11 protein-coding genes, 1 tRNA gene and 2 pseudogenes are annotated in these 11,698 nt (G+C 64.8%); 3 read left to right on the forward strand and 11 right to left on the reverse strand.

The genetic code is table 11. From position 1 onward, the window contains the following. Nucleotides 1-3 precede the first annotated feature (3 nt). From IVA91_RS20230 to IVA91_RS20265, 8 genes are all read right to left on the reverse strand, one after another. A complete protein-coding gene (locus tag IVA91_RS20230) occupies nucleotides 4-501 on the reverse strand; it encodes a UPF0262 family protein (RefSeq protein ID WP_247281464.1) in 498 nt (165 codons plus the stop codon). Then, nucleotides 498-1,793: a histidinol dehydrogenase gene (gene hisD, locus IVA91_RS20235; protein ID WP_247281465.1), complete on the reverse strand. Its 1,296-nt coding sequence runs from the start codon at nucleotides 1,791-1,793 to the stop codon at nucleotides 498-500. Before hisD ends, IVA91_RS20230 begins: the two co-directional genes overlap by 4 nt. Before the next feature lie 166 nt (nucleotides 1,794-1,959). Next, nucleotides 1,960-2,403 carry a DUF2948 family protein gene (locus IVA91_RS20240; RefSeq protein WP_247281466.1) on the reverse strand — a complete coding sequence of 148 codons (444 nt, stop codon included), beginning with the start codon at nucleotides 2,401-2,403 and terminating at the stop codon, nucleotides 1,960-1,962. Nucleotides 2,404-2,621: 218 nt separating this feature from the next. Further along, nucleotides 2,622-3,446 (reverse strand): alpha/beta hydrolase, encoded by an 825-nt coding sequence (locus tag IVA91_RS20245; protein WP_247281467.1) that lies wholly within the window; start codon nucleotides 3,444-3,446, stop codon nucleotides 2,622-2,624. A 19-nt stretch (nucleotides 3,447-3,465) separates the two neighbouring features. Next, nucleotides 3,466-3,975, reverse strand: coding sequence for a hypothetical protein (locus IVA91_RS20250; protein ID WP_247281468.1), 510 nt, complete (start codon nucleotides 3,973-3,975; stop codon nucleotides 3,466-3,468). Nucleotides 3,976-4,211: 236 nt separating this feature from the next. Beyond that, on the reverse strand, nucleotides 4,212-4,520 hold the full coding sequence (locus IVA91_RS20255) for an EthD family reductase (protein ID WP_247281469.1): 309 nt from the start codon (nucleotides 4,518-4,520) through the stop codon (nucleotides 4,212-4,214). 202 nt (nucleotides 4,521-4,722) lie between these two features. Next, nucleotides 4,723-6,429: a cyclic nucleotide-binding domain-containing thioredoxin-disulfide reductase gene (locus IVA91_RS20260; RefSeq protein ID WP_247281527.1), complete on the reverse strand. Its 1,707-nt coding sequence runs from the start codon at nucleotides 6,427-6,429 to the stop codon at nucleotides 4,723-4,725. 39 nt (nucleotides 6,430-6,468) lie between these two features. Further along, nucleotides 6,469-6,651 carry a hypothetical protein gene (locus tag IVA91_RS20265; RefSeq protein ID WP_247281470.1) on the reverse strand — a complete coding sequence of 61 codons (183 nt, stop codon included), beginning with the start codon at nucleotides 6,649-6,651 and terminating at the stop codon, nucleotides 6,469-6,471. Nucleotides 6,652-6,967: 316 nt separating this feature from the next. Here IVA91_RS20265 and IVA91_RS20270 point away from each other — a divergent pair. Next, nucleotides 6,968-7,042: transfer RNA gene (locus IVA91_RS20270), tRNA-Thr, on the forward strand. Between the two features lie 804 nt (nucleotides 7,043-7,846). On the opposite strand, the gene IVA91_RS20275 is transcribed toward IVA91_RS20270, so the two are convergent. From IVA91_RS20275 to IVA91_RS20285, 3 genes and pseudogenes are all read right to left on the reverse strand, one after another. Then, entirely contained in the window at nucleotides 7,847-8,323 is a 477-nt protein-coding gene (locus IVA91_RS20275) for a cyclic nucleotide-binding domain-containing protein (protein ID WP_247281528.1), read from the reverse strand. 725 nt (nucleotides 8,324-9,048) lie between these two features. After that, nucleotides 9,049-9,680: pseudogene (locus IVA91_RS20280) on the reverse strand (ferric reductase-like transmembrane domain-containing protein). A 14-nt stretch (nucleotides 9,681-9,694) separates the two neighbouring features. After that, a complete protein-coding gene (locus tag IVA91_RS20285) occupies nucleotides 9,695-10,198 on the reverse strand; it encodes a Twin-arginine translocation pathway signal (RefSeq protein ID WP_247281471.1) in 504 nt (167 codons plus the stop codon). 245 nt (nucleotides 10,199-10,443) lie between these two features. Here IVA91_RS20285 and IVA91_RS20290 point away from each other — a divergent pair, with 245 nt between their 5' ends. Both IVA91_RS20290 and IVA91_RS37180 read left to right on the forward strand, forming a co-directional pair. After that, nucleotides 10,444-11,451: an LLM class flavin-dependent oxidoreductase gene (locus IVA91_RS20290; RefSeq protein WP_247281472.1), complete on the forward strand. Its 1,008-nt coding sequence runs from the start codon at nucleotides 10,444-10,446 to the stop codon at nucleotides 11,449-11,451. Nucleotides 11,452-11,511: 60 nt separating this feature from the next. Next, nucleotides 11,512-11,595, forward strand: a pseudogene (locus IVA91_RS37180) (IclR family transcriptional regulator); the annotation flags it as partial. Nucleotides 11,596-11,698: the final 103 nt, after the last annotated feature.

An 11,698-nucleotide genomic window follows, 5' to 3' on the forward strand; every position in this document is an offset into this window, starting at 1 on the left:
CGCTTAGCCTTTCCAGTGCAGGACAGTAATGAGCGTGAACAGCCGGCGCGAGGTCTCGAAATCGACCCGCACCTTGCCCTTCAGCCGCTCCTGGAGCGTGCGCGATCCCTCGTCATGGATGCCGCGGCGGCCCATGTCGATGGCCTCGATCTTGTCCGGCGTCGCGGTCCGGATCGCCTGATAATAGCTGTCGCAAATCATGAAATAGTCCTTCACGATCCGTCGGAACGGCGTCAGCGACAACAGATGCGCGACCACGGGCGTGCCGTCCTCGCGGCGAATGTCGAACATCAGGCGGTTGCCGGTGATGCCGATATGCAGCGTGAACGGGCCCTGCCCTTCGGCACCGTCGGGCGCGAACAAATTCTGCTCGATCAGGTCGTAGATCGCGATCGCGCGTTCATGCTCGATGTCCGGCCCGGAACGGCCGATCGAGTCCTCGTCCAGCGTGACGCCGACGATGCGATTGGTCGAGTCGTCCTGTTCGGGCGGCCTTGTCATGACTGATTGAGGCGCAATCCAATCGAGCGCGAATGCGCGTCCAGCCCTTCCGCCTGTCCAAGCGTCATCGCGGCCGGACCTAGCGCACGCAGCTGATCCGGACCGCATTTCAGGATCGAGGTGCGCTTGATGAAGTCGTGCACCGACAGGCCCGAGGAGAACCGCGCCGAGCGCGCTGTCGGCAGCACGTGGTTGGAGCCGCCGACATAATCGCCGATCGCCTCCGGCGTATGCGCACCGAGGAACACCGCACCTGCATTGCGGATCTTCGCGGCGAGCGCATCGGGATCGCTCGTCATGATCTCGAGATGCTCGGCGGCGATCGCGTCCGCGAGCGGGATGGCGCCAGCAATATCCTTCACCATGATGATGGCGCCGAAATCGGCCCACGAGGCGCCAGCGATCGCAGCCCGCGGCAGCGTCTTCAGCTGCGCCGCGACCGCCTTTTCGACCTCGGCGGCAAGCCGCGCGGAATCGGTGATCAGGATCGATTGCGCGCTGGCATCGTGCTCGGCCTGTGCCAACAGATCCGCGGCGATCCAGTCGGCATTGCCGGTGTCATCGGCGATCACCAGCACCTCGGAGGGACCCGCGATCATGTCGATGCCGACCTTGCCGAACACCAGCCGCTTTGCGGCGGCGACATAGGCGTTGCCGGGCCCGACGATCTTGGCAACCGGCGCGATCGTCGCGGTGCCGTGCGCGAGCGCGGCCACGGCCTGTGCGCCGCCAACCCGGTAGATCTCCGTGACGCCGCCGAGATGGGCTGCCGCCAGCACCAGCGGGTTGAGCTTGCCGTCGGGCGAGGGCACCACCATGACGAGGCGCGCAACGCCGGCGACCTTCGCGGGCACGGCGTTCATCAGCACCGAGGAGGGATAGGCCGCGGTGCCGCCGGGCACATAGAGGCCGGCGGATTCGATTGCGGTGTAGCGCCAGCCGAGCTCGACGCCGAGCGGGTCGGTGAAACGTTCGTCCGTCGGAAGCTGGCGGCGGTGATAGATCTCGATGCGGTCGCGCGCGAGCTTCAGCGCGTCCAGCGTCGCGGCATCACAGGCCTTTGTCGCGGCTTCGATCTCGGCGGCGGTGACGCGCAAGGAGGCGGCATCCAGCGAAAGCCGGTCGAATTTTTTCGTGGCCTCGAGCAGGGCCGCATCGCCCCGCTTAGCGACGTCGTCGACGATTGCGCGCGCGGCGGCCTCGACGTCCGCCGAGACCTCGCGCTTGGCGGCGAGGAAGGCCGCGAATCGCTGGTCAAAATCGGCGCTGCTGCGGTCGAGACGAACGGGCATTTGGCTGGGCTTCTGGCTGGTCTTTTGGGGCGGATTGGCTCACCCGACCCTGCTCAATGGCGCGGCGGGGAAGCGGCGTCAACCCTTGGGCCGGGTCGTTTCCCTCCGCTGCCGTCCTGGCTTTCGCCAGGACGACAGCGGAATGCGTTGGCTTGGCATGCCATTCTCACCCCTCGATCCCCGGGCCCGCCCCCAGCGCGTCCGCCCCGAGGTCGGTCAGCTCGCATTCCAGGCATTCGACGTCGAGGCGGATGGCGCCGCCCTGGGCGAACAGAAGCAGGGCACTGCCGCCGGGCTCCTCGTTGCGGCCACCCTGGGGGTGAAACTCGATGCCGACGAGGTCCAGCACCTTGTCCGGTGCGGCGAGGTCGATGTTGCGCGACTTGCAGGCAAGCACGCGGTCGAAGCGGAGCGCGGCGACCAGCCGGCGCGGCTCGGTCTCGCCTTCCAGCGTCTGCTCCCAGTCGAGCCGGCTCATGCCGACGACAAGCCGCTTCTCGCTCTGCCGCCAGATGATGTCGGAGGCCTGGACACGGGCGTCCTGGACATGGGTCGAGATGACAGCGAGATCGTCGGCGTCAAGTGCGATCAGTTTGAGCTGGGGAGACATCGCCGACGCTTCTCCTTCAAGGGCGGACGGGACTCAACGCGCGCGAGCGCCGAACTTTCCGCACCAAACTAACTGCGCGGCGGACTAGAGGCTATTGATATCCTCCGTTTTCAGCATCTTCGCGGATACCTCTGCCGCGCGACGCGGGTCATGGCGCGGTCGATCTGCTCGGCTCGAGGTGACGAGCGATGGTGAGATCCGGCGGAGCACGCGAAGCTTCACTCCCTGAAGAACGCCAGGAGGTCCGCGTTGATGGTCTCGGCGTGCGTGGTCGGCATGCCGTGGGGGAAGCCTTTGTAGGTCTTGAGGATGCCTTTTTTTAACAGCTTGGCCGACAGCGGCGCGGAATCGGCGTAAGGCACGATCTGGTCGTCGTCGCCGTGCATGACCAGCACCGGCACGTTGATCTTCTTCAGGTCCTCGGTGAAGTCGGTCTGCGAGAACGCGACGATGCCGTCGTAATGCGCTTTTGCGCCGCCCATCATGCCCTGGCGCCACCAGTTCTGGATCACCGCTTCCGACGGCTTTGCGCCGGGACGATTGTAGCCATAGAACGGGCCGGCGGGCAGGTCGCGATAGAATTGCGTGCGGCTGGCCGCGAGTTGCGCCTGGAGGTCGTCGAACACGCTCTTCGGCAGGCCGCCGGGATTGGCCGCGGTCTGCACCATCAGCGGCGGCACTGCGGCCAGGATCGCCGCTTTCGCGACGCGGCTCTCGCCGTGGCGCGCGATGTAGTGCACGACCTCGCCGCCACCGGTGGAGTGGCCGACATGGAAGGCGTTCTTGAGGTCGAGATGGGCGGTCAGCGCGGCAAGGTCGTCGGCGTAATGATCCATGTCGTGGCCGTCGGCGACCTGCGCCGAGCGGCCGTGGCCGCGGCGGTCATGCGCGATGACGCGGTAGCCATGCGAGACGAAGAACAACATCTGCGCGTCCCAGTCGTCGGCCGAGAGCGGCCAGCCATGACTGAACACGATCGGCTGGCCCGAGCCCCAATCCTTGTAGAAGATCGCGACGCCGTCTTTGGTGGTGATGGTGGGCATTGCTAGGCTCCTTGAACGATCAGGCAAACGCCATCGGCCTGAAGCGGCGCCAGGCGCCGATGGTGAGCAGCACGAAGAACACCAGCACGATGCCCTGCACCACCGCGAACACCGGACCCGACGGTGGCGCCGGCGGCACGGCGGGCGCGAGCGCGGCGAGCGCCGGCACCTTCAGGAACGACTGGATGACCAGCACGAAGACGTTGAAATAGAGCGAGACCATCGCGGTCACGATATAGACCGGGCGCCAGGCACCTGCGAGCTTCATGCCGTAGAGCGCGATGCAGGCGATCGCGAGCAGCAACAGCGAGATGATGCCGATGACGTGCGACGGCAGCAGCTTCTCGAACGGAAACAGGAAGCCGGTCGCGCTGGTCAGGATCGTGAACAGCAGGAAGATCGCGGTGAGGCCCGGCATCGACTTCGAGCCGAGCAGGCCGAACATCACGACGAGGCCCGCGACGATGGCAATCAGGCTGATGACGACATGGATCATCGTAAAGGCGGACAGGCTCAACCCAAGCACCATGACGTCTCTCCTACGTGTCCAGCATTGAGATCAGGCGATTGATATTACGGTCCTCATCGGATTGCCACATGCGATGGCGCCGCACATGCCCCCCGAGCCATGCGCCATCGTGCGAAGTGACAAACGCGTGCTCGGATTTTTTGCAGCGCTGTCACAAACGACAGCAGGTTTTCGACGAACTTGAATCATCTTCGGCAAGAGCGGCCCGCGATATGTGGGCCGCCCTTGCGCGTGGTTCACACTTCCTTGGTGTCGAAGATCAGCAGGTCGGCGCCGCCGCTGGCGAATTTCGGCACGTCGCCCGCTGCCGCCTTGCCTTCTGCGCTGCCGAATGCCGCCTGGATGGCGGCCACGCTGTCGAAAGTGAGAATTGCGACGAGGTGGACTCCGGAAGGACCAGCGGGAGAGCCGACCGGGCCGGTGCTGACCGCGTACTTCTTCAAGCCGGGCAGTTTCTTGGCAAGCGGAATGTGGGTCTCGGCATAATGCTTGTCGAAGGCCGCAGCATCCTTGGGCGTCTTGTAGAGGACGACGAGTTCAGCCATTTAGTCCTCCCTGTGAAACTTGTTGTGTTTAGATCCTCATGGTGAGGAGCGTGCGAAGCACGCGTCTCGAACCATGAAGGCCCGGCTGTGACAGCTGGGCCTCGATCCTTCGAGACGCCGCTGTCGCGGCTCCTCAGGATGAGGGGATAGTCCGCGGGATGTCGCACGATGACAACCCATATTCCGCTTGTCTTCTGCTTGCCTAAAGCGCCGGTTTTGCGGCGTCGCCGAGATAGCCGTGCAGGGAGGCCACGACCTGCGCGCCTTCGCCGATAGCGCCGCCGACGCGCTTGACCGAGCCGGAGCGGACGTCGCCGACGGCATAGACGCCGGGCACGGAGGTCTCGAGCGGCGCCACCAGCCGGCCCTGGTTCTGCTCGGACTGCGCGCCGGTCACGATGAAGCCGCCGCGGTCGAGCGTGACGCCGCAGCCGTCGAGCCAATTGGTGGCGGGATCGGCGCCGACGAACAGAAAGAGATTGCGGATCTCGGCAGAATCCTCGTCATCGGAAAGCCGGCTCTTCCAGCGGATGCGGCGCAGCAGCGAGGCCTCGTCGCCTTCGAGCGCGGTGATCTCGGTGTTGAACATCAATTCGATGTTCGGCGTCGCTTCGATGCGTTCGATCAGATAGCGCGACATGCTGGCGCCCAGGCCGCCGCCGCGGATGATCATCAAGACCTTCTTTGCATGCCCTGACAGGAACACGGCGGCCTGGCCGGCCGAATTGCCGGCACCGACCAGCGCCACCTCCTCGCCGGCGCAGAGCCGCGCCTCGACAGGAGATGCCCAGTACCAGACGCCGCGTCCCTCGAACTTGTCGAGGTTCTCGATCTCGGGCCGGCGATAACGTGCGCCGCTCGCGACCACCACCGCGCGTGACCGCAATGTGTCGCCGCAATCCAGCGCCAGCGCGAACGTACCGGCGCTGCGCGAGCAGTCCAGCGACTTCACCGACATTGGGATCATGATCTCGGCGCCGAATTTCTGCGCCTGGGTGAAGGCGCGACCCGCAAGCGCCTGGCCCGAGATGCCGGTTGGAAAGCCCAGATAATTCTCGATGCGCGCGCTGGCGCCGGCCTGGCCGCCGAAGGCGCGGGTGTCGAGCACGGCGACGGACAGCCCTTCGGACGCCGCGTAGACCGCCGTCGCAAGGCCTGCCGGTCCACAGCCGACGATCGCGACGTCGTAGATGCGGTCATCCTTCGCCCCGCCGATCATGCCGATGGCGCGGCCAAGCGCGGTTTCGCTGGGGTTGCGCAGCACGGTGCCGTCGGCGGTGACGACGAGCGGCCAATCCTCCGGCTCGGGCGAATAGCGCGCGATGATCTCGGCGGCGTCATGCTCGCTATTGGGGTCGAGCAGATGATGCGGCTGGCCGTTGCGGGTGAGAAAGCCTTGCAGGCGCACCACGCCGGCGGAGTTCGACGGACCGATCAACACGGGGCCGCCAATGCCGCCCTGGATCAGGCTGACCCGGCGCAGGATCAGCGCGCGCATGATGCGCTCGCCAAGCTCGGCTTCGGCCACCAGCAGCGCGCGCAGCCGGTCCGGGCGTACCAGCAGCACCTCGACTTCGCTCTCGGCGCGTCCGTCGACCAGCGCCGGCCGTCCCGAGAGCTGGCCGAGCTCGGCGAGGAATTGCCCCGGCCCCTGATCGATCACCGGCGTGACGTGGCCGAGCCCGTCGCGCTGGGTGATGGCAACGTGGCCAGACAGCACGACGAACATGCCGGGCCCGGGCTTGCCGGTCTCGAACAGGAACTCGCCGTCGGCATAGCTGCGGACCTCGCCGAAATGCCTGATACGCGCGATCTCGGCTGATGCCAGCGTCGGAAAGGTCTGCTCGGGACGGGTAAACCGCGAGATCAGCGCGTCGCGGTCGGTTCGTTGCTGTCCGTCCTGCCCCATTGCCACTTCCATGCACTCCAAAATGTTAGCCGTCGGCCTTCAACTGCCGGTCTTGCCGGCGGTCCCCTTACCCAGGGAATCATCATCGTTCTGCGACGGCTCGGTCCTTGCGGCGCGTTCGCGCGCCTGCACCTTCCGCCGCTTCAGGTTTTCGCGCAGCGCCGATTTCAGCCGGTCCTGCCGGGGATCAGCGGCCCGCGTCTTGTCAGTCTCGTCGCTCATCGTGGCCCATCACGTTGTCGGCGGCAGGATGCCACCGAATGACGACATCTCAAGAGGTACAAGAGGCCGGCGCAACGAAGCCAGCGAGATTTGGTCGAATTCGAGGGCGGGACCAACTGGCCAGATGGCGGGGGCTCGCCGGCAGAAAAATCACCCCAAAATCGGTCATTTCTGGGCAATAAGGCCGCCTCGGTCGGACAACCGCGCCGATTTTCTCGATTTGGCAGAGCCGGCAAGCTTGCACATGAGGGGCCCTTGTGGCATCCATCGCCCCGCTTGGCGGGCCCGGTGGCGGCCCGATTCTGTGCCAGCATCTGCTGCCGTAGCTCAGTGGTAGAGCACTCCCTTGGTAAGGGAGAGGTCGACAGTTCAATCCTGTCCGGCAGCACCAGTGTTCCACACATGACAAGGCATTCTCGCGGCTCGATGCGCCCGAGTTTTGCTCTATTCCGTGCCCCTCTTCGGTGAAGAGGGCGCAGGGAAGGCCGAGTGCCGGCTGGCACCCACGGTCCGCTGTGCGAAAGCACACGCAGAAAAACTGCACAGCGGCATACAGGTGAAGCCCAACACACGGCCTTCCCTGCGCAGTGGTTTGACGGCTTATGCCTGCTCTCCCCAAAGCCGAGTTCCTTCTGGCCTCCGTCACCTCGCGAATTGGCGATGCCTCGCGACCCGGTTGGGCTCAAGACATCTCCGCAAGGCTTGACCGTAGCAACGACGGTCAGGACCACACGGTTTTGCCGTACGCAGCAATCCGGCTTCGCCCAAAGGGCTTCGCCGGACAGGGCGCCGTCCGTCCGCACGCAGTCAAGGACCTCACGAGGTTCATCTCGCCCTGGTCTCGCCTAGGCGTGCCCGACGCTGCCGCGTCCACCGCACCCCGGCCCACGTTTCGTTACGACGTACGATCGTCCCTCTCCCCGGGCCGGGATAGGGGAAGAATGCCGCAATTCCGAAGTTCGGTAAAGTGGAATATTTTTGCGGCGGGAGATTGACGAGGTTTTGCATGGGGCGGGTGTTTTGCCCGACGGGTAAAAGTTGCAGCGACCCGATATCAGCTTGGCTACGGCGGCTTTCCCTTGAACTTGTACGAGCGACCAACGAATAGACTAGCCAGCAGCACTGCAACGATGCCGCCGAAGCCAACCCACGCGCCCCATGGGTTTCGCAAGCGCTGTACCCATCCTACGCACGGTCAATTGTCGTCACGCATTTGCTGTCCCATGAAGCGATCGTCGGCACGGCGCAGCCGTCGGCACAGTTCGCGATTGATGTTCTGGAGGACGATCACGTAGGCGTGGATATCGGCCTTGTAGCAAGCGTAGAGCTTTTGGGCGGTCAGCTCGTACAGCACCGTCGGCCCTTCCGCCACCACCGTGGCGGAGCGATTCTGCATTTCAATCAGCGTCATTTCACCAAAGAAATCGCCAGGCTCCAGAGCGGAAATTGGGATGACGTTCCCCGAATTCGCCCGTTTGCGCACCGCCAGCCGACCGGATTTGACGATGAACATCGAGCGTCCCTGCTCGCCCTCCGCCACGACGGTTGCTCCGGCATCAAAGCGGCGCTCGACCAGCATCGAGATCAGGAGGTCGAGACTCGGTTCCGGGAGACCACCGAAGAACGGCGTGGCGAGCAGGAACGCCTTCAGATCGGGAGCGCTGACAGCCATCGCGCAAGGATACGCCCCGTCGCCATCTGCGGCAAGCAGAGCAGACATCGGCGCTGACGATGCCCGACGTGTTCGCAAGAAGAGGCCAACAAAATATGCGTAGGATGGCTAGCGCGACTTGTCCGCCGCAGCGCAGAGAGCGAAGGCGGTGGCGAAATCCATCAAGCTCGTTCAGTGGCGAAACGTGGCGGATTTCGCAAGTGCTCTACTCATCCTGCGCTCGCCGCCGCGCAACACGCCGCGCACCGTCCGCTTTTCCGGTGGCGTAACCCGGATGGAGTGCAAGCGTAGTCCGGGGCCATTAGCCGCGGACGCAATCCGTTTGACCCCCAAATTCATGGTGATAATGTCGTAATCTGCCGTCTGTCCGGGAGGACACAATGGGATGGTTTGACCGGCTGTTTGGAACGACGTCGGCGCCTACGACCCCACTCTTTGCGAGATTTAGGCGGAAATCACGGGCACCGACTGATCCCGATCTTCTGAAGATCGCCAAAGACCGAAAAGGGCATATTTCGCGGAGAGCCGTGAGAGATGAATATAATCGGCTGCTTCTGGAGAAGTACGCGCACGACAAATCGTGATTTCTAATCACGTCCAGCTCGTGGCGTGGGTAGGGCGACTAGTCCGCCGTAGCGCAAAGAGCCAAGGCGGCAGCGAAGCCCGTCGAGGCTTGCCGATGACGAAGCACAATGGATTTCGCAAGTGCTCTATCCATCCGACGCCTACTGCCGCGCAATGCCCTCTCCGCGCAACGTCCGCTTTCTCCAAACCAGATCAGCCATCACTTTGATGGCCGCCGCGAGAACGAGCGCACAAAGCACAATCTTGGAGGTCGTCTCCATCGTCCCCTCGATCAGCAGGCAATGGGCTACGCTGGCTGCGACGATGACGATCGCGAGGGGAATATGGACGATGCGCCAGGTTCGCAGCCGCAATCCCAGCCGCCGCCGCAAGAGAGCCAGAAGCGCGACAGCGAAGATGGCCCACATGGCGACCACGCCAAAGGGAGAGAACGGCGTCGGCGATGAGAAGGTAAGGGCGTCGATCATGTCGGGCGGACTGGTGATCCAGAGCCCGGCGACATGGATCACCACCGCAAAGGCCAGCGCGCCGCCGATCCAGTGATGGGCACGCCGTCCGCGATAAGCCGATAGCCCCGGCAAATATCCGCCGATCAGCAGGGGCTGAACGAGCACAAGACCGAGGGCGACGATCCCTGCGAAGCCGGCGAGGATGTAGACCGGACCGCGCCAAGCGAGCAGGTCGCTTCCTGCTGCGGCGGCGATCGGCACGCAAATGGCCAAGGCAAGGGCACCCAGATCAGGGTCGCCCGGGCCGATTCCCATCCCTTCATTTGCAATTCGCGGCTCAAGCCGGCTGCAGGACGAAGTGCGCCTCGAGGCTGGTTTCCTTTGCGCTCCGCATCACCGGACGCAGAAAGACGGTTTTGAACTCGCCGCTGTCATAGGCGAGGTGACCATGCGGCTGGCCGAAGATGGGAATGATCTGCGGCATCTCGAGCCGGAACTTGCCGTCCTTGTCGGTGAGCGTGGCGCCATGACTCTGCGGCTCGTGCTCCTGCCCCTCGACGGTGTGCGCCCAGATCTGGATGCGCTGCCCGGCGAGCGGAGCCCCGTCGCCGGCGCGGCGCACGGTACCGCTCATCCAGAAGCCGCCCTTTCCGATCCGCTCCACGATCGCCGCGCCCTTGCGGTAGTTGTTCGCCCCGCCCGACATCGACTCGGTCGGCGCGAGGCCTTCGGCACGGGCGGGCAACAGCAGCCCGGAAACTCCGCTCGCCAAAACCCCGGTTGCGAGCACCGAGCCGCCAGCGGCGAGGAGGTTGCGGCGGTTGAGTACGACCGTGGTCATGTCAGTTCCTCCTGGCAACCGAGCAGTGCTCCGGCAATCTATAACAACAGGCGCAGAACGCCCAGTTGCGACGAAGGGCGCCATAGGTCGCAATAACAGTGTTGTGAACGGGCAGCGCGGGCTGCAGCGTCAAGGATGCGCTGCTCCGTCAAGATCCAAGTCGCGACAGGTTCGAGCAGCATTCCTATCCCTGGTCCCCTATATGTGAGGTCCCCGCGCACACGCGCCCTTCACGGGTACCACACATGATCCCCTTCTCCGTGCTCGACCTCGCGCCCATCCGCCAAGGTGGCGACGCCGCGCAGGCGTTTCGCAATTCGCTCGATCTCGCCCGGCATGCGGAGGCTTGGGGCTACAAGCGGTTCTGGCTGGCCGAGCATCACAACATGACGGGGATCGCAAGCGCGGCGACGTCGGTGGTGATCGCCCATATCGCGGGGGGAACGAAAACCATCCGCGTCGGGTCCGGCGGGATCATGCTGCCGAACCATTCGCCGCTGGTCATCGCCGAGCAGTTCGGCACGCTGGAATCGCTCTTTCCCGGCCGGATCGATCTCGGCCTCGGGCGGGCGCCGGGCACCGACCAGTTCACAGCAAAGGCGCTGCGGCGCGACCTTGCGACGGCTGCGGAGAACTTTCCGCACGACGTGCTGGAATTGCAGGCGCTGCTCGGCGATGTGCAATCGAACCAGGCGATCCGCGCGGTGCCGGGCGTGGGCACGAAGGTGCCGCTGTGGATCCTGGGATCGAGCACTTTTGGCGCGCAGCTTGCGGCGATGCTGGGCTTGCCGTTCGCGTTCGCCTCGCATTTCGCGCCGCAGATGATGATGCCGGCGCTGCGCGAATATCGCGCGCGCTTCGAGCCCTCGGCGCAACTCGACAAGCCTTACGCGATGATCGGTGTCAACGTGTTTGCCGCCGACAGCGACGCCGAGGCGCAGCGCATGTTCTCATCGCTGCAGCAGCAGTTCATCAATCTGCGCCGGGGCACGCCGGGCCCGCTGCCGCCGCCGGTCGACCACATGGACGCGTTGTGGTCGCCGGCGGAGAAGGCCGACGTCGGCCAAGCGCTGTCCTGCTCGGCGGTCGGCTCGCCCAGAATCGTGGAGGAGAAGCTGAAGGCGCTGATGGCCGAGACCGGCGCGGACGAGCTGATGACGACGGGCCAGATCTACGACCACGCCGCCCGGCTGCGCTCGTTCGAGATTGCGGCCGAGGTGCGGGAACGGCTGGCAGGGCAGAAGGGAGCGTGAGCGCGTTGGGCCTTGATGTGCTGGAGGCTGACCGTGAGCTGGCCGAACGCGAACTGCCCCATCGCCATCCTCGCCGCGATGCCGGCGCAGGACGCGCGAAAGATCGTCGCGGCCAACGAGAAGAGATTCGAAGCCTACCAGACGCGGAGATCTTGCTGCGCGAGGCCGGGATCATCGAGCGATCCGGGGGTTAGAGGCGCTGTCAATGGGCTGACGCAGCGCTTCTTTTTGTGGCACAAGGGCGGCC

Origin of the sequence: Bradyrhizobium sp. 153, from assembly GCF_023073835.1 — a bacterium.
GTDB lineage: Bacteria > Pseudomonadota > Alphaproteobacteria > Rhizobiales > Xanthobacteraceae > Bradyrhizobium.

What these genes read in the sequence shown, in the direction of transcription:
- IVA91_RS20230 (WP_247281464.1), bottom strand. Translation starts at nt 501, where the DNA reads ATGACAAGGCCGCCCGAACAGGACGACTCGACCAATCGCATCGTCGGC.
- hisD (WP_247281465.1), bottom strand. Translation starts at nt 1,793, where the DNA reads ATGCCCGTTCGTCTCGACCGCAGCAGCGCCGATTTTGACCAGCGATTC.
- IVA91_RS20240 (WP_247281466.1), bottom strand. Translation starts at nt 2,403, where the DNA reads ATGTCTCCCCAGCTCAAACTGATCGCACTTGACGCCGACGATCTCGCT.
- IVA91_RS20245 (WP_247281467.1), bottom strand. Translation starts at nt 3,446, where the DNA reads ATGCCCACCATCACCACCAAAGACGGCGTCGCGATCTTCTACAAGGAT.
- IVA91_RS20250 (WP_247281468.1), bottom strand. Translation starts at nt 3,975, where the DNA reads ATGGTGCTTGGGTTGAGCCTGTCCGCCTTTACGATGATCCATGTCGTC.
- IVA91_RS20255 (WP_247281469.1), bottom strand. Translation starts at nt 4,520, where the DNA reads ATGGCTGAACTCGTCGTCCTCTACAAGACGCCCAAGGATGCTGCGGCC.
- IVA91_RS20260 (WP_247281527.1), bottom strand. Translation starts at nt 6,429, where the DNA reads ATGGGGCAGGACGGACAGCAACGAACCGACCGCGACGCGCTGATCTCG.
- IVA91_RS20265 (WP_247281470.1), bottom strand. Translation starts at nt 6,651, where the DNA reads ATGAGCGACGAGACTGACAAGACGCGGGCCGCTGATCCCCGGCAGGAC.
- IVA91_RS20275 (WP_247281528.1), bottom strand. Translation starts at nt 8,323, where the DNA reads ATGGCTGTCAGCGCTCCCGATCTGAAGGCGTTCCTGCTCGCCACGCCG.
- IVA91_RS20285 (WP_247281471.1), bottom strand. Translation starts at nt 10,198, where the DNA reads ATGACCACGGTCGTACTCAACCGCCGCAACCTCCTCGCCGCTGGCGGC.
- IVA91_RS20290 (WP_247281472.1), top strand. Translation starts at nt 10,444, where the DNA reads ATGATCCCCTTCTCCGTGCTCGACCTCGCGCCCATCCGCCAAGGTGGC.